Source organism: Arenibacter lacus (genome assembly GCF_008711145.1).
Lineage (GTDB): Bacteria > Bacteroidota > Bacteroidia > Flavobacteriales > Flavobacteriaceae > Arenibacter > Arenibacter amylolyticus.
Window position 1 is genome coordinate 1 of the sequence record NZ_VVIN01000023.1, and the last position, 23,052, is coordinate 23,052.

At 40.6% G+C, this 23,052-nt stretch carries 17 protein-coding genes; 3 read left to right on the forward strand and 14 right to left on the reverse strand.

The annotated features are described in order from the left end of the window. Window positions 1-195 precede the first annotated feature (195 nt). Entirely contained in the window at window positions 196-798 is a 603-nt protein-coding gene (locus tag F1E73_RS08645) for a DUF2179 domain-containing protein (protein ID WP_150451685.1), read from the forward strand. 42 nt (window positions 799-840) lie between these two features. On the opposite strand, the gene F1E73_RS08650 is transcribed toward F1E73_RS08645, so the two are convergent. The 9 genes from F1E73_RS08650 to F1E73_RS08690 all read right to left on the reverse strand — a co-directional run bounded on the left by F1E73_RS08650 (window position 841) and on the right by F1E73_RS08690 (window position 12,359). Beyond that, window positions 841-1,632, reverse strand: a complete 792-nt coding sequence (locus F1E73_RS08650; protein WP_150451686.1) for a CPBP family intramembrane glutamic endopeptidase — start codon at window positions 1,630-1,632, stop codon at window positions 841-843. A 333-nt stretch (window positions 1,633-1,965) separates the two neighbouring features. Continuing rightward, window positions 1,966-3,054, reverse strand: coding sequence for a Gfo/Idh/MocA family protein (locus F1E73_RS08655; RefSeq protein ID WP_086478362.1), 1,089 nt, complete (start codon window positions 3,052-3,054; stop codon window positions 1,966-1,968). 146 nt (window positions 3,055-3,200) lie between these two features. Then, window positions 3,201-3,788 (reverse strand): superoxide dismutase family protein, encoded by a 588-nt coding sequence (locus F1E73_RS08660; protein ID WP_086478361.1) that lies wholly within the window; start codon window positions 3,786-3,788, stop codon window positions 3,201-3,203. Window positions 3,789-3,893: 105 nt separating this feature from the next. Continuing rightward, window positions 3,894-5,108, reverse strand: coding sequence for a bifunctional alpha/beta hydrolase/OsmC family protein (locus F1E73_RS08665; RefSeq protein ID WP_150451687.1), 1,215 nt, complete (start codon window positions 5,106-5,108; stop codon window positions 3,894-3,896). 13 nt (window positions 5,109-5,121) lie between these two features. Then, the gene (locus F1E73_RS08670; protein WP_150451688.1) at window positions 5,122-5,796 is read right to left on the reverse strand and encodes a DUF2490 domain-containing protein; all 675 of its coding nucleotides are present in this window, start codon (window positions 5,794-5,796) and stop codon (window positions 5,122-5,124) included. Between the two features lie 27 nt (window positions 5,797-5,823). Continuing rightward, entirely contained in the window at window positions 5,824-6,558 is a 735-nt protein-coding gene (locus F1E73_RS08675; RefSeq protein WP_086478358.1) for an NYN domain-containing protein, read from the reverse strand. A gap of 153 nt (window positions 6,559-6,711) precedes the next feature. Beyond that, complete coding sequence (locus tag F1E73_RS08680; protein ID WP_150451689.1) at window positions 6,712-8,334, reverse strand: M1 family metallopeptidase; 1,623 nt, start codon at window positions 8,332-8,334, stop codon at window positions 6,712-6,714. Between the two features lie 372 nt (window positions 8,335-8,706). Then, on the reverse strand, window positions 8,707-10,038 hold the full coding sequence (locus tag F1E73_RS08685) for a M28 family metallopeptidase (protein ID WP_086478356.1): 1,332 nt from the start codon (window positions 10,036-10,038) through the stop codon (window positions 8,707-8,709). A gap of 107 nt (window positions 10,039-10,145) precedes the next feature. Then, complete coding sequence (locus tag F1E73_RS08690; RefSeq protein WP_150451690.1) at window positions 10,146-12,359, reverse strand: bifunctional alpha,alpha-trehalose-phosphate synthase (UDP-forming)/trehalose-phosphatase; 2,214 nt, start codon at window positions 12,357-12,359, stop codon at window positions 10,146-10,148. Between the two features lie 103 nt (window positions 12,360-12,462). Here F1E73_RS08690 and F1E73_RS08695 point away from each other — a divergent pair, with 103 nt between their 5' ends. Both F1E73_RS08695 and F1E73_RS08700 read left to right on the forward strand, forming a co-directional pair. Then, the gene (locus tag F1E73_RS08695) at window positions 12,463-14,274 is read left to right on the forward strand and encodes a glycoside hydrolase family 15 protein (RefSeq protein WP_086478368.1); all 1,812 of its coding nucleotides are present in this window, start codon (window positions 12,463-12,465) and stop codon (window positions 14,272-14,274) included. Window positions 14,275-14,395: 121 nt separating this feature from the next. Then, window positions 14,396-16,441: a dipeptidyl-peptidase 3 family protein gene (locus F1E73_RS08700; RefSeq protein ID WP_150451691.1), complete on the forward strand. Its 2,046-nt coding sequence runs from the start codon at window positions 14,396-14,398 to the stop codon at window positions 16,439-16,441. A gap of 94 nt (window positions 16,442-16,535) precedes the next feature. Here the strand turns inward: F1E73_RS08700 and F1E73_RS08705 are convergent, their stop codons facing one another. The 5 genes from F1E73_RS08705 to F1E73_RS08725 form a co-directional block, all read right to left on the reverse strand. Next, window positions 16,536-18,341 (reverse strand): acyl-CoA dehydrogenase family protein, encoded by a 1,806-nt coding sequence (locus F1E73_RS08705; RefSeq protein WP_086478353.1) that lies wholly within the window; start codon window positions 18,339-18,341, stop codon window positions 16,536-16,538. A gap of 105 nt (window positions 18,342-18,446) precedes the next feature. Continuing rightward, entirely contained in the window at window positions 18,447-19,637 is a 1,191-nt protein-coding gene (locus tag F1E73_RS08710) for an acetyl-CoA C-acyltransferase (RefSeq protein WP_150451692.1), read from the reverse strand. Window positions 19,638-19,711: 74 nt separating this feature from the next. Continuing rightward, window positions 19,712-20,038, reverse strand: a complete 327-nt coding sequence (locus tag F1E73_RS08715) for a four helix bundle protein (RefSeq protein WP_086478351.1) — start codon at window positions 20,036-20,038, stop codon at window positions 19,712-19,714. 43 nt (window positions 20,039-20,081) lie between these two features. After that, window positions 20,082-22,487, reverse strand: coding sequence for a 3-hydroxyacyl-CoA dehydrogenase/enoyl-CoA hydratase family protein (locus tag F1E73_RS08720; RefSeq protein WP_086478350.1), 2,406 nt, complete (start codon window positions 22,485-22,487; stop codon window positions 20,082-20,084). Window positions 22,488-22,498: 11 nt separating this feature from the next. Next, window positions 22,499-22,951, reverse strand: coding sequence for a MarR family winged helix-turn-helix transcriptional regulator (locus tag F1E73_RS08725; RefSeq protein ID WP_086478349.1), 453 nt, complete (start codon window positions 22,949-22,951; stop codon window positions 22,499-22,501). Window positions 22,952-23,052 lie beyond the last annotated feature (101 nt).

Consider the following 23,052-nt stretch of genomic DNA (forward strand, 5'->3'; position numbering starts at 1 on the left):
TTACTAAATTGGATAGGTGACCCTTTTAGAAAACAGAGGTTTATAGAGGTCTAGTAAATAACAATAACGACATATAAGAAGTTTATTGTTTTTTATTATGTCGTGTAAACCGAATCAATATCTTTGCAAATTGGGCCGTTGATAACGAGATTGTTAGGGCGATAAGAGCCCGTTTTAGAATGACTTTTTAAAATTATGGAAGAATTTTTTTACAATACTTTTGGTGTAAGTGAGGGGGTGCTCAACTATGTAATCATTCCTATTTTAATATTTGTGGCAAGAATAGGGGATGTTTCCATTTCTACTATCCGAATCATATTTGTTATGAGTGGAAAAAGAAATATAGCTCCCATTCTTGGCTTTTTTGAAGCCTTGATATGGCTGTTGGCCATTGGGCAAATTATAAGCAATATAGATAACGTTTTCTCCTATTTAGCCTATGCTAGCGGATTTGCGACAGGCACCTATGTGGGGATGTATTTAGAAGAACGACTAGCCTTAGGGAGGGTAGTTCTTAGGTTAATTACCAAGCAGCCTGTAGATGAGCTATTGGAATACCTTAACCAGAACAAATTGAGGTACTCCATGATAGATGCCAAAGGGAAAACTGGGAAAGTAAACGTGGTATTCCTAGTTGTAAAAAGAGATCTACTCGATAATTTATTAGAGGCTGTCAATAAATTCCATCCCAATGCATTCTATACTATTGAAGGGGTGAAAATGGTAAAAGAAGCGGATATTTCAGAGGAGGTTCCTAAGGGAATAGGCTTTAGGTGGATGCAACTGAAACGAAAGTAAGCGAGGACCACAGAGTGAACCACCTTTCAAATTAGAGAGTAATTAAAGGAGGTTGTCCTCGGGTTTCCACCAAATACTGGATGTATTAACCGCTAATTTTTCATTCTTCCTTTTCTTGTAAAGAATTGTTAGAAGTATGGTGAGGGCTATTGTGACTAGGCGAAATATGTTAGAATAGGTGTCGCCAAAGGCATTATCGCTAACCGAAAACAACTCCCAAGAAAAATTCATGAAGAGGTGTAAAAAGATGGGGACCCATATATTAAACCCCCATTCTACATATACCCATGCAAAAAGGATAGCTCCAAAAAATGTTACTAAAAATATTCCTATGAGTTCCCCAAGCTCATTACTCTGGTACAAATGGATAAGCCCAAACAACAGTGCTCCTAAAAATACGGCAGGTATAAAACCTAATTTACTGTGTCTAAATAACTGCCCAAACAAAAATCCCCTAAAATATAACTCTTCAAATAATGCTGCAGATATCAGTGAAATTAGTATGGTATTGATGGATATATCATGATTAAACTCAAATGCAAAAGCAAAGCCAATAAACATGGGAAGGGTCACTATGATAGCAAAGACCATCCCTTTCCAAAAGGATTTATTAAGGCCTAGATTTTGGGTTATGCTCCATCGGGGTTGAATTAGTTGTGTGCCTATAAATATTGGAAGTCCCATGAGGCTATATGCAAGAAAATGACTTATTCCAATCTGGTGAATCTCATTGTTTAACCATGCTCTTAAATCGTGAAACCATAAACTATCGAGTAAATAATAGATCCCGAAAAATAAAAATGTAATTGTAGTTACCTGTAAGGTCCTGCTCATAATTTTTGAATTAATGTTAAGCTGGCAATTCAAAAAAAACTAAACGACTTCGCATCTAAAATCTAAATATTTTTATAAAGCTGAGATAGATAGCGCATTAAAGTGCCGTATCTTGGATGTCATCTTGGGAATCTGGTTACATAAATTTATTAACTATTATTGGAAGTCTATACCTCGCAAGTTGTTATAGGATTAAAGAATCTACTTTAAATCAACTAGTTAAGAAAATATAGGGTAATCTAAAATCTGGTTGTATAGCTGAACTACCCTGATGAAGAACATGCCTATTCAAGACCTGAAATTTTGAAGGAGTACGCCCTAAATTCTTAATTACTAAATCTTTATGGCACATTGTTGTTGAGCCGATTTGTAAACAGCTTCCACTACATTAATATCACGCAACCCCTCTTCCCCTGGCACCAACATATCTGTGTTGTTTAAAATAGCAAGTGCATCATTATCCATTTGCTTTGCCTGTTGGTTTGGTATGGGATAGTTTATGAGGGTGCCGTTAGACATACTTCCGTTGTTGCCACGATAACTGGAATGAGGTTCCATTTTTAACCATCCTTTTTCGTAGACCACATGTAAATGGTTCATATTGATTCCAAAGCTGGTTTGGCATGCTGCCAAGGCCCCACTTGGAAATGTAAGTTGAAACATCATGGTTTCTTCCACTTCCTTATAAATTTCAGGTCGGGTAGTGGAAGCTTGTGCTACCACGGATATTGGCTCCTCTCCAGTGGCTAATCTAGCCGCTTGTAAGGCATATACCCCCATATCACCCATGGCACCACCACCCATTTCCTTGCTTTGTTTCCAATGATCCGCTCTCCCATCAAAATAACCCGCAGCTGCGTTAATCATTTTAATTTTTCCAAAGGGACGCTCTTTACCTACCTTCATATATGCCTGAATATTTGGATCGTGCTGGCAACGGTAACCGATAGCCAATTTCACCTTATTATCCTTACAGGCTTTAATCATGGCCTCGCAGGCTGACACCGTGGGTGCCATTGGTTTTTCGCACCACACATGCTTCCCTGCATTGGCAGCCCTAATAGTGTATTCTGCATGCATGGAAGGGGGAAGTACCACATATACCACATCTATATCCGGATTGTTGGCAATGCTATCAAAATTAGTGTAGTTATAAATATTTTGATCTTTGATGCCGTATTTGGCTTTCCATATTGGAATTTTTTCTGGGCTTCCCGTCACAATACCCCTTAACTCACAGTGCTTGGTAAGTAGAAGGGCAGGGGCCAGGAGATCCCTGCTATAATAACCCAAACCTACCAGGGCAATGCCTAGCTTTTTGTTAGATTTTCTAGTGGCCGATAATAATATGTTTGGGGAGAATGCAGCTGTAGCGGTAATTATTCCCGTATTCTGGATAAAAATGCGTCTTTTATTTTCCATGGTTCCCTGTTTTCTCTAGGAATTTACGATAAGATTTCCAATAAATCAATTCAGTAAATCTTTGTCTAGGCTAAGGGGTCATTAATAATTAACCATAAAAAAAGGCCGCCCGATGGGACAGCCTTCCAATAATCACTTAAAGGAAATTACTTTATAATTCCTGCGCAACTTACTCTTCCTCCTGCAGCGCCGGTAGGTTGAGTCTCAAAATCATCTACACCTTCGTGTACAATTACTGCTTTTCCGATTAGGTTTTTGGTTTCATCCTCACAGCCTAAACACCATTCATCCGTAGAAAAATCCAAGGTAGCCGTTCCATCGGCATCCGCAGTGATATTTCCAATATCCCCACGGTGGTAGCCTTCGGGATCACCCCATTTTCCATGTTTTGCATGGGTAGGGTTCCAGTGTCCTCCAGTAGACGTACCGTCCTCGGCAGAGCAGTCTGCTTTCTCGTGAATATGGATGGCATGCTCTCCAGGAGTTAATCCTGTGATAGTAGCCTCCATTCTAACGGTTCCATTTTCTTCGGTAAAAGTTACTTCGCCTTTAACATCGCTTCCGCTTTTTGGCTCCATAGAGAATTTAAGGACCTTCACTTCCTCATTCTCTGTTACTTTTTCCATTTTGGATTCAATTTCATCCATCGCTTCCTTGCCTTCTTTTTTTGTTTCCTTGCAACTATAGCTCGCAAACAATAATAAACTCAAGGATAAGATTTGTATTTTCTTCATAGGTTTTTAGTTTTAAAATTTAAAAACATAAAGTTAAGAATAATTTTAGGGGGCATCAACCTAAAATTAAAAAATGATTTTATTACGTTTTAAGCGCGACTTCCCTTACGAAAGAAGTTTGGTGTTTATATGGACCTTATTTTCCAGGGTTCGATGAACGGGACATTTATCGGCAATTTCCAAGATTTTTGCAATCTGGGGCGCTGCCAAGGTACCTGCCAATCGTATTTCCCTTTCAAAAGTATCTATTTTGGCGTCTTTGGACTCACAGTTTTCACAATCTTCCATATGAACCTTTTTATAAGAGGTATGTACTTCCACATTTTCTAAGGGCCATTTTTTTCTTTTAGCATACATCTGAATAGTCATTGCCGTACAAGCAGATAGTCCAGCCGAAACATATTCGTACGGTGAGGGCCCAAAATTGTTCCCCCCAAAGGAAACAGGTTCATCGGCAGTAAAATAATGGTTGCCAATTTTCATTGCGGTTGTAAATCCGTCTTCCTTATTTAGACTTGCTACCACCTCATGTTTGGTATCTACAGGTTTGGTTTGGGGAATTTCCAAATAGCGTTGGGCCCAGGCTGCAATTAAATTCCCGGTATAATGACCGTCTTCCTCATTGCTCAATAGATGATCGGCTCCGTCTAAGCTTACAAAACTCTTAGGGTGATGAGCTGCTAGGTATATTTCCTCCGCATTTTTAATTCCCACGACTGAATCTTGTGGGGAATGCAATACGAGGAGTGCTTTTCTGTTGCTTTTTATACGCTCTTTTAAGGTGTGGGATTGAATATCTTTTAAAAACTGATTTTTTATGGTAAAACTACGCCCTCCAATATTTACCTCAGCATCACCAGTGTCTTTTATAGTTTCCAATTGGTCTTTAAAGATATGGGTAACATGTTTGGGATCTGAAGGAGATCCTATAGTGGCAATAGCCTTAATAGAACTTATTTCCTGGGATGCTAAAATTGCAGCAGCTCCCCCCAAGGAATGGCCAATAATCACTGATGGGGAAGCGTGATGTTCTTTTAAGTAATTGGCGGCTTCCAACAGATCGGCTACATTACCGGAGAAATTGGTATCGCCAAACTCGCCCTCACTTTCGCCTAAACCAGTAAAATCGAACCGCAGCACTCCAAAACCTTTGGAGGTTAGGGCGCGACTAATATTTCGGATAGCGGAAAAGTTTTTATTACAGGTGAAACAGTGGGCAAAAAGAACAAAATTATGGGGGTGTTGATCGGCCGGCATAGCGAGACGGCCTACCAGTGTTTCCCCATGGATGTTGGTAAAAGAAATTTTCTGAAGATTCATAGCGTTGCTTTTTTTAAAATACTCCTATTAGATTGGGACTAAAGGTAACTCCTATCACTAACCTCTCATGGTTATAATTGGAGAAATGGGTCTTTAAAAAACCAGTTTCCAGACTCAGGTTGTGGGTTATATGTATCCCAAGACCTGCGTAGAGTCGGTTCTGATCAAAAATATTCCCTTGTAAATTCAGTAGTACCTCTTCGGATAAGTTCACAAAAAATACATCGGTAAGGGGAAGGGTTAGTTGCAATTGATACCTACCTCGGTGTTGCACCTCTGTGCGATCCCCAAAATCAAAAAACCGTTGTTCAAGTCCGTACCTGTGCTGAAGAAGCACTTCCCAGATCTTATTTTTCAGTATAAACTGCTCCGATATTCGATGTTCCCTAATATTAGATTCTCCTGGAATCTCCTCAAAACTATCGTCTATAACCCGATGTGTGTATCCCACAAAAACATGGGCATTGTCGGAAAATTTGTAATCTATTCCGGACCGCAGTACGCTTTGGTTAAAGTTTTTCCCCTGCTCGTAATATCGTAGCTGTACTTCGGTAAGTAGGCTAACTTTCTCTGACAGCAGGTTGTTGCCCACATATTTATACCAGGAGCCCAACTTTTGTTCGCCGCCTTCTTGAGCACTAAGGTTTAAAGCTTGGAGCAATAGGCATAGGCCTATAATCTTCCTCATACTTAAATTCATAGTGTTTAGCATCGCCTATTTATTCCGAACATAAATTAGTTTAAATCGCCCCTTTACATTTTCCCGTTGGTCTACCTCAAATTGCTTGATAGATTTAATTAGAGGGGTCAGTTTTTGAAATCCGTAATTCCTAGAGTCGAAATTGGGTTGCTTTTTTTGTAAAAGGCTGCCCACGTCCCCTAAAAATGCCCAACCATCGTCATCAGCCACATCAGAAATGGTAGCGGCAATTAATTTGATTTCTTTGGCGGTGATCTTATCTACGTCAGATTTCTTGCTTTTTCTGCGATCTTCAGATTCAGAACTGCTCTCTTCTGCCTGATTCTTCAGAATCTCAATATAAATGAAACGGTCACAGGCCACAATGAATGGATTAGGGGTTTTTCTCTCCCCAATTCCAATTACATTCATCCCAGCCTCCCTTAATCTAGTTGCCAATCGCGTAAAGTCACTGTCGCTAGAAACAATGCAAAAACCACTTACTTTATTGCTGTAAAGGATGTCCATTGCATCGATGATCATTGCAGAGTCCGTAGCGTTCTTCCCTGTAGTATAGGCATATTGCTGAATAGGGGTAATGGCATTTTCCAACAATAGCTTTTTCCATTTTGATAGTTTGGGATTGGTCCAATCCCCATAAATTCGTTTTATAGTAGGATTGCCGTATTTGGCAATTTCCTCCATCATTTCCTTTACATACGCAGACGGAATATTGTCGCCATCGATTAATACAGCCAGATTTACATCCATATTTTGGGTGATTTTTAAGATACTTGTTAAAGTTAATAAATGATTTCTTGTTTACAGGTGGTTTTTACCTTCCTGTATAATGCAACGCTTACACTAATTTTAAACAATAAATAGCGAAATTGTTTTGTCTAAGTGGACTTAATCAGTGATTCCTTACATTTTTGTTGACTTAACAAAAAAGTTTGGATCAACCGCTACAGTCATTACTTCCTTGTCAAAGGATTTTGTTTTCCATTCAGCGGTGGGAAAGATCCAGGTTTCTTGGGCATCCACAGTAATTTTTATTGGCATATCAAAACCATCCACTATATCCGTATACCTAAATTGAATGTCCTTAGCTGTTACCTTGTACTGCAGCTGTGGGATTTTTGTGGTTCGCAGGTACTGGTCAAAAAATTTACCTAGGTCTATACCAGTATGGGTGCTAAGATAATTTTCAATTTGCGCCGTGGTCACGGTCTGATGATAAAAATCCCTGTTTAATCCTCTTAAAATGGTCCTCCATTTTTCATCATCCTCCAACAATTGTCGCAGTGTATGTAGCATATTAGCGCCTTTATAGTACATATCCCCAGAACCGCTTTTGTTTACATTGTAAGGGCCTATGATGGGAATATCATTGGCAATACCGCTTCTTGTTCCTACCACATATTCTGCCCCTGCTTTTTTGCCAAAATGGTAGTCTAGATACAAACTCTCAGAATAAGCGGTAAAACTTTCATGGATCCACATATCTGCGATATCCTTATAGGTAATATTGTTGGCAAACCATTCGTGTCCCGACTCGTGGACCAAGATAAAATCGAACTTTAGGCCCCATCCTGTACCAGACAGGTCACGACCTAAATAGCCATTCTTAAATTCGTTTCCATAGGTGACCGAACTCTGGTGTTCCATACCTAAATACGGAGCCTGTACCAGTTTGTACCCATCTTCATAAAAAGGGTAGGGGCCAAACCAATGTTCAAAGGCCCTAAGCGTCATTGGCGCCTGTATAAATTGCTTTTTAGCTTTTTCCAAGTTCCCCGCCAATACATAATAATCCAGGTTTAAAGTGCCATTCTCCCCCTCGTAGGTCTCACCAAAATGCACATAGTCGCCAATATTAACATTTACACCATAATTGTTAATCGGATTCTTCACATACCAATGGTAAGTGGTGGTTTTCTCGTGTTCTTCTACTTGCTTCAATTGCCCGTTAGAAATATTCATCAATCCTTTGGGAACAGTAACGCTGATGGCCATGCTGTCTACCTCATCATACATATGGTCCTTATTAGGCCACCATACGCTAGCACCCAGCCCTTGACAGGAAGACCCTATAAAATGCTTCCCATTGGCGTCTTTTTTCCAAGAGAATCCACCATCCCAAGGGGCATTCTCCGCTTCCTTAGGGTGTCCAGAATAATAAACGGTTAGTTCATTCACCGCCCCCTTATGTTGCCGTTTTTTTAATTGGATAAAATGTGCATTCCCATTGGAACGAACATGTAAGCGTTTCCCATCTTGTTCTACCTTTTCTATTTTTAATGGGGCTTGTAAGTCTATTTGTAGCTCTTGGGATTCGTTTAATACCGTATAACGTACTAGATTGCTTCCCGAAATAAATTTCTCATCTGGTTTCACTTCTAATTTTAAGTGGTAAAAGTCTACATCCCACCACGCCCTTTGCGGGGTAATACTGCCACGTAGGGTATCTTGTTCGGTAAAACCTGGGTCTTGTCCAAAGACATTAAAAAAAACACTTAAAAGTAATAGCGTGAAAAGTTTGTGCATATTGTATTAGATGATTGTACTGATAGCAGTTGTTTTATTAACTCATAATGGACAAAGTAAAGTCCTTTCCCACAAATTTATTGTTTTATTTTTATACAAAAACAATATCTACAAGCTGTTTTGGCTAAAGTCTTCCACAGGGAGCTATTGGTGAATCCCTAGGATTAACCCATTTGGTGGTTAGATTTGTAGTAGGTGGAAAAGAATACCTCAGGTATTTTGGAGGCCGATGTACTAGGTAATTGAACTATTGCCCAATGTAAAATCTATTCACATAGTCTTTAGACCGCGCTTGGCAAAGCTAAAACATAACAAGACTTTATCCTAGTTATTACTAACCTATATTACAAACGGTATGTAATGTCCAATTTATTATCTAATAATCTTGTTCGGAAAAACCACCACACTTTCTAGGTCGTTTTCTCCAACGGCCGACACTCCAAAATAATAATTATCAATAACTACTCCTTCCAGTGTATAATTAGTAACATCGCCTACATATCGGCTATGGTCCCAGGTTGGGGAGGTGGTATCTCTCCAGTAAATTTTATAACCCTTAGCATTTTTTACCGGACTCCATTGTAATATGGCCGAGGGGGCCACTATCCCGCCTATTCCCACTTCTTGAGGGGCGGGAGGGGCCCAAGCCAGAGACGCAAGATTAATGGCGTTTACAGCTGTTAATTTTCTGGCATAATTAAAATTGACGTGTTCTAGGACATCTCCATAGGCAATACCATTCTCTACTCTAATATCCTGATGTTGTTGGGTGTAATTTTCATGGGCCTCCATAATCCGTATACCGGCGTAGCCTTCATCGTTAAAAGGCCTATGGTGTCCGCCGCGTCCAAAACGATCCAGTCTGTAAATCATCATCGGATTCATTTCGGGCATGTAGGTTTGCACATTTTTATGTACATAGCGTGCCAATTGCCTACTTATCCCATCTACCTCGCCTCCATAAAACCTACGTCGCCTGCGTTCCTCTTCTGTTTCTGTGGGTGGGACAGGTTCAGAAAATATCCTAAAATCTGTATTACTGATGATGCCATCTACACCCTTAATATTTCCTATCATGTCGTTGTTAAAGACACCAATGATATTCCACCCCTGCTCTTTGGCATGTTTTGCAAAGCCTTGTCCGCCTAATAAGCCTTGTTCTTCTCCAGAAAGACCTAAGTAAATAATACTACTGTGAAATTGATAGTTTGTAAGGACCCTGGCAGCCTCTAGCGCACCTGCCATTCCACTGGCATTGTCATTGGCACCTGGGGAGTCTGAAGAGAAGTTATTGGGGTCACTAACACGAGAATCTATATCCCCGCTTATAATAATATACCGGTTGGGGAAAGTAGTGCCTCTTTGGATGGCTACCACATTCACCACCCAGGTGTCGTGAACAATACGCTGATTTTCACCTTTCTTAATAAGGTTCTTTTGAAATGATACTTCAAGACACCCATTACAGTTGCTGGAGATGCTTTCAAACTCTTTTTTGATCCACCTTCTGGCAGCACCAATTCCACGAGTATCCGAAACGGTGTCGCTAAGGGTATGCCTGGTACCAAAATTGGCGAGGGTACTTATATCGTTTTCTAACCGCTCAGCAGAGACCGCATCAATGATATCGTACAAGCGTTGATCCGTCTGCGCTTTAGCAAAAGTGATCATCAATAATAAAACGGGGGTAAACAGTAATTTCATGGTTCAATTTTGAGATTTGGTTATTTAATTTTGGTTGAGAATGAAAATTATAGGGAGTCCACTAGGATACCTTCTTTTCCTTTTAGGTGCATCTAGCGATTTCCCAATCAGTTTTCTTCCGTAAACCTTTCAATTAATTCTCTTACTTTGGAAATTCCGTCCACATAAAAATTGGCTTGGGTCTTGTGGCGCCCCACCTTTACTGTAGTAGCCCAATCTGGGAGTTCTTGGAACATAAACTCATCGGTCCAGTCATCCCCTATAGCAAAAACAAAATCGTACTCCTTTTCGGAGAATACCCGCATGGCGGCACGTCCTTTGTTTACATTGCTGCTCTTTATTTCCATGACCTTGTTACCGTTTAGAACACTTAGGTCATCATTGGCAATAAGGCTGGTAAGTACGGTGTTTAGTTCTGTGGCACGTTTCAGGCCAAAATCGGGATCTGTATTCCGGTAATGCCATGCCAAAGAGTAGTTCTTTTGTTCTATAAAACTACCTGGGGTCCTATCTACAAAAGACTCCAATACGGGAAGAATCTTATCCATCCAGTCTTTTTTAACATTTTCCAGCATTCTAAAATCCTCTCCATTTTGCGAAATCCATACGCCGTGCTCTACTATCATATTGTACTTGTTGGGTAAAAACCATTTGGAGAAAGTTTCTTTGTCTCTCCCGCTTATTAAATACATATCGGTATTTTTCATGGCTGCAAGCTTATCCAGTAGAACATACAACTCCTTGTCCGGACTTGCTTTTTGTGGGTCGTTCTGAAATCCGGCCAGGGTTCCGTCATAATCCAAAAACAATAGTTTCCTGTTAGCAGCGCGGTATTTCTCTACTATTCTATTGGTTCTATTAGTAGATAGCCTTCGCGATTTATGTTGAGATTCATTTTTCTTTTGCTCCATCAGGGAATTCATAAAGTCGTTCGCCCATTTCTCTACGTTGTATCGCTCTAACCTTTTCTGTAATACACTATTTCTTGCTTGCTGTTCTTCCGCGGGCATGGTAATCGCCTGTAGGAGAGCATCTGATATTTCTTCAAAGTTATTTGGGTTGATAAGAAGGGATTCGTTCATTTCGTTGGCAGAGCCTGCCATCTCACTCAGAATAAGCACTCCGGTCTTATCTGTTCTGGTGGCGATATATTCTTTGGCTACCAAGTTCATACCATCCCGGATGGGGGTTAACCAAGCAATATCACTGGAAGTATATAGGTCTATTAGATTGTTAAATGGCATGGAACGATAAAAATACCAGATAGGGGTCCAGCTCACAGTGGAAAATTCCCCATTGATTCGCCCTACCAGCTCGTCTATTTCCTTTTTCAGTAATTGGTATTGAGGCACGTTAGATCTAGAGGGAACAGCCAAGACAATGAGTCTAACCTTTTCTTTGTACTGAGGGTGTTTGTTTAAAAAATATTCGAAAGCCTTTAGACGTTTGGCAATGCCTTTGGAATAATCTAATCGGTCTATAGAAAGGATAAACTTGGCCTCCGGCTGATTTTGTTTGTGCCGATCTAGACGTTTTTGCAGTTCGGACTTATCTTCTTCCTTATTATCATGATGCTTTTTAGCAGCCTCACTAAACTTTTTATAATCGATGCCCATTGGAAAGGAGTCCACTTTTATAACCCTATCGTCCAAGTGAATGTCATTAAAGCTTACTTCTAGGCGCAATAGTCGTCTAACCGAACTTAAAAAATGTCGCTCGTAATCATAGGTGTGAAACCCTATTAGATCTGCTCCTAATAGGCCTTGCAGTACTTCTTTACGCCATGGTAGGGTTCTAAAAATCTCATAAGAAGGAAAGGGAATATGTAGAAAGAAACCTATAGAGACGTTGGGGCGTTGCTCTCTAACCATCTGGGGGACAAGCATCAATTGGTAGTCATGTACCCATATAATATCATCATCCCCGGCTTTATCCAGAATGGCATCGGCAAATTTTTGGTTCACGGACTTATAAATATTCCAGCTATCCAGTTCAAACTCGGAATATTCTAGAAAATAATGATAGAGTGGCCAAATGGTACGATTACTAAACCCATAATAAAATCCGTCTACTTCCTCCTCAGTTAAGCTTACCTTGGAAGATCCGTGCTTCGCTAGGGCTTCATCTATTGCTGGAGACAGACCATCTGGGATTTCCTCATCCGTTAAGCCACTCCACCCAATCCAAAGACTATCTCCACCAGCATGTACAGATTTCATTCCAGTAGCCAATCCTCCTACACTGGGAGTGGCTGTGATTTGCCGATCATCAATTTTTAATTGAACGGGTAACCTGTTTGAGATTATGATAGTTTTAGACATAAAATGAGTTTTTAGGTTAATTTGCTATTAATTTTTCCTAAATTTCGACAAAATCATGGGTATTTCCTATTTTTTGAACCTTTAGAACTAGTTTTTTATGGTATTGAACAATTTGGATTATGGTATAATAGGTAATTGTAGAAGCGCAGCATTGATTTCCAAGCACGGATCATTGGATTGGTGTTGCTTGCCTGAGTTTGATTCGCCCTCTATTTTCGCCAAGCTTTTGGACGAGAAAAAGGGAGGGAGTTTCGAGATTCTGGTAGATGACAATTACTCTATTAATCAAGAATATATTCCAGACACTGCAATTTTGGTGACCCGATATTCGGACGGAGTGAATATTTTTGAGGTGCTCGATTTTATGCCTCGGTACCACCGATTGGAAGGTGGATACTACGCGCCTCCCGAAATCATTAGGTATATCCGTTATGTCTATGGAAATCCAGTATTTAGGGTGCATTATAATCCAAAATTGGAATATGCTCAAGGCGAGACCACGTCCTTTATAAAAAAGAACTTTATAGCAAGTCTTACCAAGGATGTGAAGTTCGATACGGTTTTTCTTTATACGTCTTTCGATAAGCAAGTGGTGATGGATGGGGGGGAGATACGCCTGGAAGAAGATGGGTACTTTCTTTTGGGATACAATGAAAAAATACTGACCCCTAACCTAGAAAAAGTATACCTAGAATTGGAACGTACCAAGGTATATTGGCTTAATTGGTCGTTTACTACGCCTACCTACAAAAAATACAGAGAACAGATAAAGCGAAGTGCCCTTACCCTTAAAATGCTTTGCTATGATAAATCTGGCGCCGTATTGGCGGCCGCTACCACTTCCTTGCCCGAAACTATAGGGGAAGTAAGAAATTGGGATTACCGTTTTTGCTGGATTCGAGATGCTTCCATGGTGATTAAGGTGGTGTCTAAATTGGGCCACATGAATATTGCCAAGAGATACCTGCAATTTATAATCGATTTAATGCCAGATAAGGACGAGAAGCTGCAAATTATGTATGGCATTAATAAGGAGAAGAAACTCACGGAGCAAACCTTAGATCATTTAAGCGGTTATATGGGGTCTACCCCGGTAAGGGTGGGGAATGCCGCCTATAAGCAGCGACAAAACGATATATATGGCATCTTGATGGATGTTATTTATACGCAGTTGATGGAGTTTAGAACAGATATTGAAAATGGAGAGGAGCTTTGGAGCATCACCAAAGGTATTGTATGGATCGTTGGCAAACACTGGCAGGAACCAGACAAGGGGATTTGGGAATTTAGGGCAGAAGACCAACATTTTACCTTTTCCAAGGTTTTATGCTGGACGGCTGTAGATAGGGCTATTAAAGTGGCCGAATTCTTTGGGAAGGAAAATAAGCTTGAAAAATGGCGCGCCCTGGAAAAGGAAATTAGGGAGGATATCTATGAGAAGGCCTGGAATGAGGAGAAAAAAGCCTTTACACAGTCTTATGGCTCGCCCCATATGGATGCCTCAGTGTTATTAATGGAGTCTTACGGATTTATAGATGCCAAAGATCCTAAATATGTTAGTACGGTGCATGCCATAGAAAAGGATTTATGTCATGATGGATTGCTATTTCGTTATAAGAACGAAGACGATTTTGGAATCCCATCGTCCTCGTTCACCATTTGTACTTTTTGGTTTATAAATAGCCTGTTCAAAATTGGAGAGGAAGAAAAAGCGATGGCACATTTTGACCAGTTATTAAGCTATAGTAATCATTTAGGTCTGTTTAGTGAAGATATTGATTTTGAGACTAAAAGATTGTTAGGAAACTTTCCGCAGGCCTATTCTCATTTAGCCTTAATAGAATGTGCGATGAACTTTTCTAAAAAGCATAGTGAAGAGGATCTCATGGAGTCTATGGAGCATAAAAACACTTAAATGCTGTCCTTTTTGGTTACATTTCACCGAAAATCACCTTAAATAAATTGGGGGCAACACCTATCCTTAAATGCTGAATCGTTAATTTTACACCAATATAACCAAAATAAATATCGGTGTTATGAATATTAAATTAATGGCAGTTAGCGCCTTATTGCTAGGTGCATTAGTCTCTTGCAAGGAGAAAAAAGAGGTAGAAAAACCCGTTTTGGAAACAGAACAGGGATTTGATTATTCGGTGGATCAGTTTGCCGACATAAAAATATTAAGGTACCGGATTCCTGGTTTTGATGAATTAAGCCTTAAGGAAAAAAAATTGGTCTATTACCTTACGCAGGCCGGATTATCGGGTAGGGATATCATATGGGATCAGAATTACCGACATAATCTTGCCATCAGAAATGCCTTGGAATCTATTTACACCAACTATACAGGGGATAAAAACACGGCAGATTGGATGGCTTTTGAGGTTTATCTTAAGCGATTGTGGTTTTCTAACGGAATACATCATCACTATTCCAACGATAAGATTAAACCCGAATTCTCTTCTGAGTATTTAAAATTCCTTCTGGCAGAAACCGATACAGAGCTGCAAGGGGAAGCCTTTGACGTAATTTTCAATGATAAGGATAACAAAAAGGTGAACAAGAAGAAAGGAGTGGATATAGTTGCTTCCTCAGCGGTTAATTTTTACGATCCGTCTATCACCGATGCGGAGGTAGAAGCCTTTTATAAAAAAGCCTATAAAGGACCAAAGGGCCAACCAGTAGAGACTGGATTGAATTCTAAATTAGTTAAGGAAAACGGACAATTGGTTGAAAAGGTCTGGAAGTCTGGCGGACTCTATGGAGAGGCGATCGACGAAATTATTAAATGGTTAGAAAAAGCCCAGGAAGTAGCAGAGAACGAAAAGCAGGCAAAGACCCTGGGACTTCTCATTGAGTATTATAAAACCGGAAGTTTGGACACCTGGGATCAGTACTGTATAGAGTGGGCTACTACCACCTCTGGAAATATAGATTGGATTAATGGTTTTATAGAGGTGTATAACGATCCAAAAGGATATAAAGGTTCCTATGAGTCCATTGTGCAGATCAAAGACTTTGAAATGTCTAGACAAATGTCTGTTTTATCCGAAAATGCGCAGTGGTTTGAGGATAATGCCCCCTTGTTGCAAGAGCATAAAAAGAAGGAAGTAGTAGGTGTTTCCTATAAAACTGTAAATGTTGCTGGCGAAGCAGGGGATGCATCCCCTAGTACACCAATAGGGGTAAACCTTCCCAACAACAACTGGATTAGGCAGCAACACGGCAGTAAATCGGTTTCCTTAGGCAATATCATTAATGCCTATAACCATGCTGGTGGTACTGGCAGGTTAAAAGAATTTGCCAATGACGAGGAGGAAGTGGCTTTGGAAAAACAATACGGGGAAATAGCAGATAAGCTGCATACAGCACTACACGAGGTTATAGGTCATGCATCGGGACAGATTAATCCGGGAATTGGTCAGCCAAAAGAGACCCTTAAAAATTACGCTTCTACCATTGAAGAGGGGAGAGCAGACCTAATTGGACTCTACTATTTGATGGATCCTAAATTGCAGGAGCTTGGTTTGGTAGACGATTGGGAGAAAGTGGGGAAAGCAGCCTATGACGGTTATATCCGAAATGGCTTAATGACTCAGTTGATCAGAATTAATCTTGGGGACGACATAGAGGAGGATCATATGGTGAACCGGCAGTGGGTTTCTGCTTGGGCTTACGAGAAAGGAAAAGCCGATAATGTAATTGAAAAGATTACTAGAGATGGGAAGACCTATTTCAATATTAACGACTATCAGAAATTAAGGGAATTGTTTGGTCAGTTATTGCAGGAAACGCAACGAATGAAATCTGAAGGCGATTTTAAAGCTGCCCAAGATTTGGTAGAAGGATACGGGGTAAAAGTAGACCAAGCGATCCATGCAGAAGTGTTGGAAAGGAATTCACAATTTTCATCTGCTCCTTATAGTGGATTTGTAAATCCAGTGTTGGTAGCGGAGGTAGATGATGCTGGCGAAATTACCGATGTTAAGGTAACACAGCCCGATAACTTTGAATCTCAGATGTTGGAATATGCAGATAAGTTTCACTTTTTAAAGGCGCAAGTTCTTGAAGCTGTTAATTAGGTAGGCGCTCATAGTTAACTTTTACTCAGCGCTATATATAAATAATAAAGCCGCTCCAGAAAGGAGCGGCTTTTTACATTTTGTTAAATGTTAATTAGTCGAATTTATAACCATTATCCGCGGCTACCCTTTCGGCAATTTGGTTTCGTAGGGCAACTACATTGGGCTGATTGGTATACTTGGTAAATCGTCTGAGTCCCATAAGCATCATGCGTTGTTCATCGCCTTCGGCAAATGAAACAATTGCCTCTTTACCTTTTCTAATAATAGTATCTACCGCATTGTACAAATACAATCTAGACATGGCAATTTGAGTGGCCTGCGCCTCTTCCCCAAAACGTTTCGCATTTTTCTCCGTTCTCAAGATGGTAGATTCTGCCATATAGATTTCGATTAGGATATCTGCAGCCGATAACATTAATTGCTGATGGTTTTCCAAATCTGGACCGTATTTTTGAACAGCACTTCCTGCAACCATTAAAAACACCTTTTTGAGTCGCGCCACCAAGTCCTTTTCCTCGGCAAACAATTCCGAAAAATCGGGAGCCTCAAAAGATGGGATTCCCATAAGTTCTTCGCCTACCTGGGTTGCTGGCCCCAATAAGTCTACATGGCCTTTCATGGCTTTTTTAACCAGCATTCCTACCACCAACATTCTATTTATTTCATTGGTGCCCTCGTATATCCTAGCAATACGGGCATCCCTCCAGGCAGATTCCATAGGTGTATCGGCAGAAAAGCCCATTCCCCCAAAAATCTGGATCCCTTCGTCCGTGGTGTTTTGTACGTCTTCTGAAACCGCTACTTTTAGGATAGAACATTCAATAGCATATTCTTCCACGCCCTTTAATTCTGCTTCTTGGTGTGTGTTTCCAGCTGCCAGGCGCATAGCTATCCTATCTTCAATATTCTTAGCAGCCCTATAGCTAGCAGCTTCATCTGCGTAGCAATTGGTGGCCATATCGGCGAGTTTTGCTTTTATGGCACCAAAATTTACGATGGGAGTTTTAAACTGAATTCTTTCGTTGGCATATTTCGTAGCCTCACCAATTACACGTCTTTGTGCTTCCAAACAGGCCGCTGCCAATTTAATTCTTCCAATATTTAAAGCGTTCATAGCTATCTTAAAGCCATTGCCGCGCTCCGATAACATATTTTCTACCGGAACCTTGGTTTCGTTAAAAAATACCTGTCGGGTAGAGGAGGAGTGGATTCCTAATTTCTTTTCTTCCTCACCCATGCTAATGCCATTTCTGGGGTCGTTTTCTACTATAAAGCCGGTAATATTCTTATCGTCCTCAATTCGCGCAAAAACAATGAATAAATTACAGAATCCCGCATTGGAAATCCACATTTTTTGTCCGGAGATAAGGTAGTGTTTCCCATCGTCCGTAAGCACAGCTTTTGTTTTTCCGGAATTGGCATCGGAGCCAGCACCTGGTTCCGTAAGGCAGTAAGCGCCAAACCATTCCCCGGAAGCCAATTTGGGAACGTATTTTTGTTTTTGTTCCTCGGTACCATATAGGGTAATTGGCATGGTTCCTATCCCCGTATGGGCGCCAAATGCGGTGCTAAAAGATCCAGTTGCTCCAGAAATATAATCGCACACCAACATGGTGGATACAAAACCCATGCCCATGCCACCATAGGCTTCTGGTACAGCCACACTTAAGAGTCCAAGTTCCCCTGCCTTGCGCATTACTTCTTCCGTATAGGCGTAATCCCTTTTTTCAAAACGCTCCCAATGAGCCCAAAGTTCCCTATCCACAAATTCCTTTGTGCTCTCCCGCATCATCTTTTGCTCCTCGGAGAGATCCTCCAAGGTAAAAACATCTTCACATTTAGTTTCTTTTACAAGGAACTGACCTCCCCGTAAGATTTCTTTATTTGTAGTTTCCATAGGCCATTTTTCCCTACCTGCCTTTTAAATCACAGGTGTTCTGGGGTTTTTATAGTTTAACATTAATTATTGTTTGTTGATATTACTATTATTTAGAAAACCTTTCTAATTAAGGAACTCAAAAATACCAGCTGCTCCTTGTCCGGTTCCCACACACATGGTTACCATACCATATTTACCTTTCATATCCCGCTTTCTCATTTCATCGAACAATTGTACGGATAGCTTTGCTCCAGTACAACCTAGGGGGTGACCAAGGGCGATGGCGCCACCGTTTACATTCACGATGTCTGGATTAAGGTCTAATTCCCTTATTACGGCGATAGATTGGGAGGCAAAAGCCTCGTTGAGTTCAATTAGAGATACATCGTCTTGCTTTAATCCCGCTTGTTTTAATGTTTTTGGAATTGCTTTTACCGGACCAATGCCCATAATCCGCGGTTCTACCCCTGCGGCCGCATAATTTACCAATCTGGCAATCGGCTCTAAGTTTAATTCCTTTACCATCTCCTCACTCATTACCATTACAAAGGCTGCTCCATCACTCATTTGGGAAGAGTTCCCGGCGGTAACGCTTCCTCCGGCGGCAAATACTGGGCGGAGCTTTGCTAAGGCCTCCAAATTGGTTCCTTTACGCGGACCTTCATCTTTGGTAACCGTGTAGTTTTTAGTGGCTTTCTTTCCATTCTCGTCTACGTACACCTGCTCTACATCTATGGGTACAATCTGACTCTGGAAGCGATCTTCTGCCTGTGCCCTTAGGGCTTTCATATGAGATTGGTAGGCAAACTCGTCCTGATCCTCCCTAGATACCTTAAACTGCTTGGCAACGGCTTCGGCCGTATTCCCCATTCCCCAGTAGTAATCTTCGTGACCAGATTTTGCCAAGTCGTAGTTCAGCTCCGTTTTGTAGCCCGTCATAGGGACCGCACTCATGCTTTCGGCACCTCCTGCAATGATACAATCGGCCATCCCGGCCTGAATCTTGGCGGTGGCTACTCCAATGGTTTCAATCCCAGAGGCACAAAAACGATTGACGGTCACCCCGGGAACATCTACGATGTCTAACCCCATCAAAGATATGAGTCGGGCCATATTTAGACCCTGAGAGCCTTCTGGCATGGCGTTCCCTACAATTACGTCATCAATTCGTTTTTTGTCCAATTGTGGCAGTTCTTTCATCATATATTCGATGGTTTCCGCTGCCAATTCATCGGTTCGTTTAAAACGGAAGACCCCTCTTGGTGCCTTTCCTACCGCTGTTCTATATGCTTTTACTATATATGCTGTTTTCATTTAATAAGTATTAAGTACTTAGTACAAAGTAGTTAGTATTGAGTATTGAGAAGTTAGTATTGAGATATTATGATTTATAGTGTTTTTTGAATTTCGATACATTTATCAATAATTGGTTGCACTTTTTCTTTTGTCACTAAATTTAGCTCTCCTAGGAGTATTAATTGGGTTTGCAATTCATAGGTCGGTCCATTTGCAATTGCCAAAAAATGTTTAAACTCTTTATTAGAATTTCTTCCCGCACCCTCTGCTATATTTGAAGGAATTGAGATAAAACTCCGTTTTATTTGAGAATTAAGCCCATATTTTTCATCGGAGGGTAACTCTGAAACAAGTTGATAGATGGATTTAGATAAATCCATAGACTTTCGCCATATTTTTAAACTCTCAACTTTATGCATTACAATCTAACTACTCAATACTAACTACTCACTACTAAAAAGTTTAATTTCTCAAGGGCTTCCCAGTCTTTAGCATATGCTGAATTCTTTCCAAGGTTTTTCGTTCCGTACATAGGGAAAGAAAGGCCTCCCTTTCCAGATCCAATAAATACTGTTCTGATACCAAGGTAGGTTCGGAAAGATCTCCACCTGCCATAACATAGGCTAGCTTATCGGCTATTTTCTTATCGTGTTCACTAATATAATTGCTATCTTCCATGGCATCGGTTCCCACCAAGAACATTCCAAGTGCTTGCTTTCCCAGTACTTTTATATCCTTTCGCTTAATGGGTTGAGTGTATCCGGCCTCTGCCATTAGCTGGGCATGAGCCTTGGCAGTAGCTATTTGTCGGTCTTTATTAACCACTACGATATCCTTGCCATGCTGTAAAATTCCAAGATCGTAGGCTTCGTAGGCAGAAGTGGAAACTTTAGCCATACCAATGGTTAGGAAATATTCTTGTAGCACGTTGAGTTCCACATCGTTCTTTTTAAAAGTGTCTTGGGCACGGAGGGCAAACTCCTTGGATCCACCACCACCTGGGATAACTCCTACGCCAAATTCTACTAGTCCTATATAGGTCTCTGCGGCGGCTACTACCTTGTCTGCATGTAAGGTGAGCTCACAACCTCCTCCCAAGGTCATTCCATGAGGAGCAGATACCGTAGGAATAGCAGAGTATCGCATCCGCATCATGGTGTCCTGGAACATTTTAATGGCCATATTCAGCTCGTCATACTCCTGTTCTACAGCCATCATAAAAATCATTCCGATATTGGCACCAACCGAAAAATTAGGGGCTTGGTTCCCCACCACCAAACCTTGGAAATCTTTTTCTGCTATGTCAATGGCTTTATTTAATCCGGCCAATACATCGCCGCCAATGGTGTTCATTTTGGATTGGAACTCTACATTTAAGATTCCATCCCCTAGATCTTCCACAACTACTCCGCTGTTTTTGAAAACTTGGTTAGACTTGCGAATGTTGTCTAGGATAATAAAGGCATCTTGACCAGGTACCTTTTCCGATTTTTTAGATTGGATGTTATAATAATAGGTAGCGCCCTCCTTCACTGTATAAAACGATTTAGAATTGGACTCCATCATATCTGTAACCCATGGGGCTGCAGATAATCCTTCGCTTTTAATCATTTCCAAGCCTTCTTGGACCCCAATGGCATCCCAGATTTGAAACGGCCCATGCTCCCAGCCAAATCCGGCCTTCATGGCATCATCTATTTTATAAAGGTCATCGGCTATTTCAGGAATCCTATTGGAAACATAGGCGAAAAGAGCAGCGAAACTTTTTCTATAAAATTCCCCGGCCTTATCTTTTCCACCTACCAATACTTTATAGCGGTCTACTACCTTGTCTATGGTCTTGGTAAGTTCTAAAGTAGCAAAATTGGCCCTTTTCTTGGACCTGTATTCCATGGTATTGAGGTCTAAGGTCTTTATTTCACTAGAACCGTCCTCATTTTTTATTTTCTTGTAGAATCCTTGCCCTGTTTTACTACCCAACCAGTTGTTCTCCATCATAGTATTGATGAAGTCGGGAAGCTGAAACAGCTGGTGCCGTTCATCCTTAGGGCAATTCTCATGGATACCATTGGCTACGTGTACCAAGGTATCCAAGCCTACAACATCTACCGTACGGAAGGTGGCAGACTTAGGTCTACCTATTACAGGGCCTGTTAATTTATCTACCTCTTCTACGGTAAGATCCATTTCCTTTACCATATGGAATAGGCTTTGGATGCCAAAGATGCCGATCCGGTTACCAATAAAGGCGGGGGTGTCCTTAGCTATAACAGAAGTCTTTCCTAAAAACCGTTCCCCATACCCATTTAAAAACTCCAAGACTTCCGGAGAGGTTTTGGGTCCTGGGATAATTTCGAACAATTTTAAGTATCTGGCTGGATTAAAAAAGTGGGTTCCACAGAAGTGTTTTTGGAAATCCTCACTTCTTCCCTCACTCATAAATTTTATGGGAATACCAGAGGTATTACTGGTAATTAAGGTTCCTGGTTTCCTGTGTTTTTCCAGATTCTCGAACACTTTTTTCTTAATATCCAATCGTTCTACCACCACCTCAATAATCCAATCAACATTACCCACTTTAGCAATATCATCTTCTAGGTTTCCTGTAACGATACGCTGGGCAAATTTTTGATGGTAAATAGGGGAGGGCTTGGAACTAAGTGCAGTTTTCAGGGAATTGTTCACCAATCTATTGCGAACTACCTTATCCTCTAAGGTGAGTCCGCTAGCTTTCTCTTTCTCATTGAGTTCCCTAGGAACAATATCCAATAGCAATACTTCTACACCTATATTGGCAAAATGGCATGCAATTCCACTTCCCATAATACCGGAGCCAATTACTGCTACCTTTTTAATATGTCTTTTCATCAATTTTAATATTAATTAGTTATGGTCTTTTTAGGATAAATTTTCTTTTCGGAGACTAAACGGTTAATCAGCTCGGTAACCTCAAAAAAGGCATCTAGCTTTTCTTCGGAAACATGGGAGCGTACCGTTTCATTAAACCGGAGTACCACAGCTTTGGAATCGTCCCTTTTTTCCCTTCCAAAATCTGTTAGGTGAATCAGTACCCCTCTGCCATCATTGGGATTAGGTTTACGTACAATCAATCCCTTTTGCTCCATACTTTTTAGAATTCTGGACAAACTGGTGGCTTCCATACCCATTTTTGGCCCTAAGGCGGTGGAAGGAGTTCCTGTTTTAGGATCTATACTCAATAAGGTAAAACCCACGGCCATGGTGCTTTCAAACTTTTTAGCCTCTTCATTATACATTTTAGTTACTGCTTGCCAAGTGGCCCGTAACGCATAATCTATTGTTATATCTTTCATTTATTTTTTGCCAGTGTCCCAAATATAGGAAAATTTATTATGCATGCATAATAAATGTTGTAAAAAAATAAAGGCATAAAAAAGCTCCTTATAGATATAAG

Bases quoted from the DNA above. Each gene is read 5' to 3' on its own strand.
- F1E73_RS08675 (WP_086478358.1), bottom strand. From the start codon at position 6,558: ATGGATGTAAATCTGGCTGTATTAATCGATGGCGACAATATTCCGTCT.
- F1E73_RS08655 (WP_086478362.1), bottom strand. From the start codon at position 3,054: ATGGAAAATAAAAGACGCATTTTTATCCAGAATACGGGAATAATTACC.
- F1E73_RS08670 (WP_150451688.1), bottom strand. From the start codon at position 5,796: ATGAGGAAGATTATAGGCCTATGCCTATTGCTCCAAGCTTTAAACCTT.
- F1E73_RS08680 (WP_150451689.1), bottom strand. From the start codon at position 8,334: ATGCACAAACTTTTCACGCTATTACTTTTAAGTGTTTTTTTTAATGTC.
- F1E73_RS08710 (WP_150451692.1), bottom strand. From the start codon at position 19,637: ATGAAAACAGCATATATAGTAAAAGCATATAGAACAGCGGTAGGAAAG.
- F1E73_RS08700 (WP_150451691.1), top strand. From the start codon at position 14,396: ATGAATATTAAATTAATGGCAGTTAGCGCCTTATTGCTAGGTGCATTA.
- F1E73_RS08650 (WP_150451686.1), bottom strand. From the start codon at position 1,632: ATGAGCAGGACCTTACAGGTAACTACAATTACATTTTTATTTTTCGGG.
- F1E73_RS08720 (WP_086478350.1), bottom strand. From the start codon at position 22,487: ATGAAAAGACATATTAAAAAGGTAGCAGTAATTGGCTCCGGTATTATG.
- F1E73_RS08660 (WP_086478361.1), bottom strand. From the start codon at position 3,788: ATGAAGAAAATACAAATCTTATCCTTGAGTTTATTATTGTTTGCGAGC.
- F1E73_RS08645 (WP_150451685.1), top strand. From the start codon at position 196: ATGGAAGAATTTTTTTACAATACTTTTGGTGTAAGTGAGGGGGTGCTC.
- F1E73_RS08725 (WP_086478349.1), bottom strand. From the start codon at position 22,951: ATGAAAGATATAACAATAGATTATGCGTTACGGGCCACTTGGCAAGCA.
- F1E73_RS08685 (WP_086478356.1), bottom strand. From the start codon at position 10,038: ATGAAATTACTGTTTACCCCCGTTTTATTATTGATGATCACTTTTGCT.
- F1E73_RS08690 (WP_150451690.1), bottom strand. From the start codon at position 12,359: ATGTCTAAAACTATCATAATCTCAAACAGGTTACCCGTTCAATTAAAA.
- F1E73_RS08665 (WP_150451687.1), bottom strand. From the start codon at position 5,108: ATGAATCTTCAGAAAATTTCTTTTACCAACATCCATGGGGAAACACTG.
- F1E73_RS08705 (WP_086478353.1), bottom strand. From the start codon at position 18,341: ATGGAAACTACAAATAAAGAAATCTTACGGGGAGGTCAGTTCCTTGTA.
- F1E73_RS08715 (WP_086478351.1), bottom strand. From the start codon at position 20,038: ATGCATAAAGTTGAGAGTTTAAAAATATGGCGAAAGTCTATGGATTTA.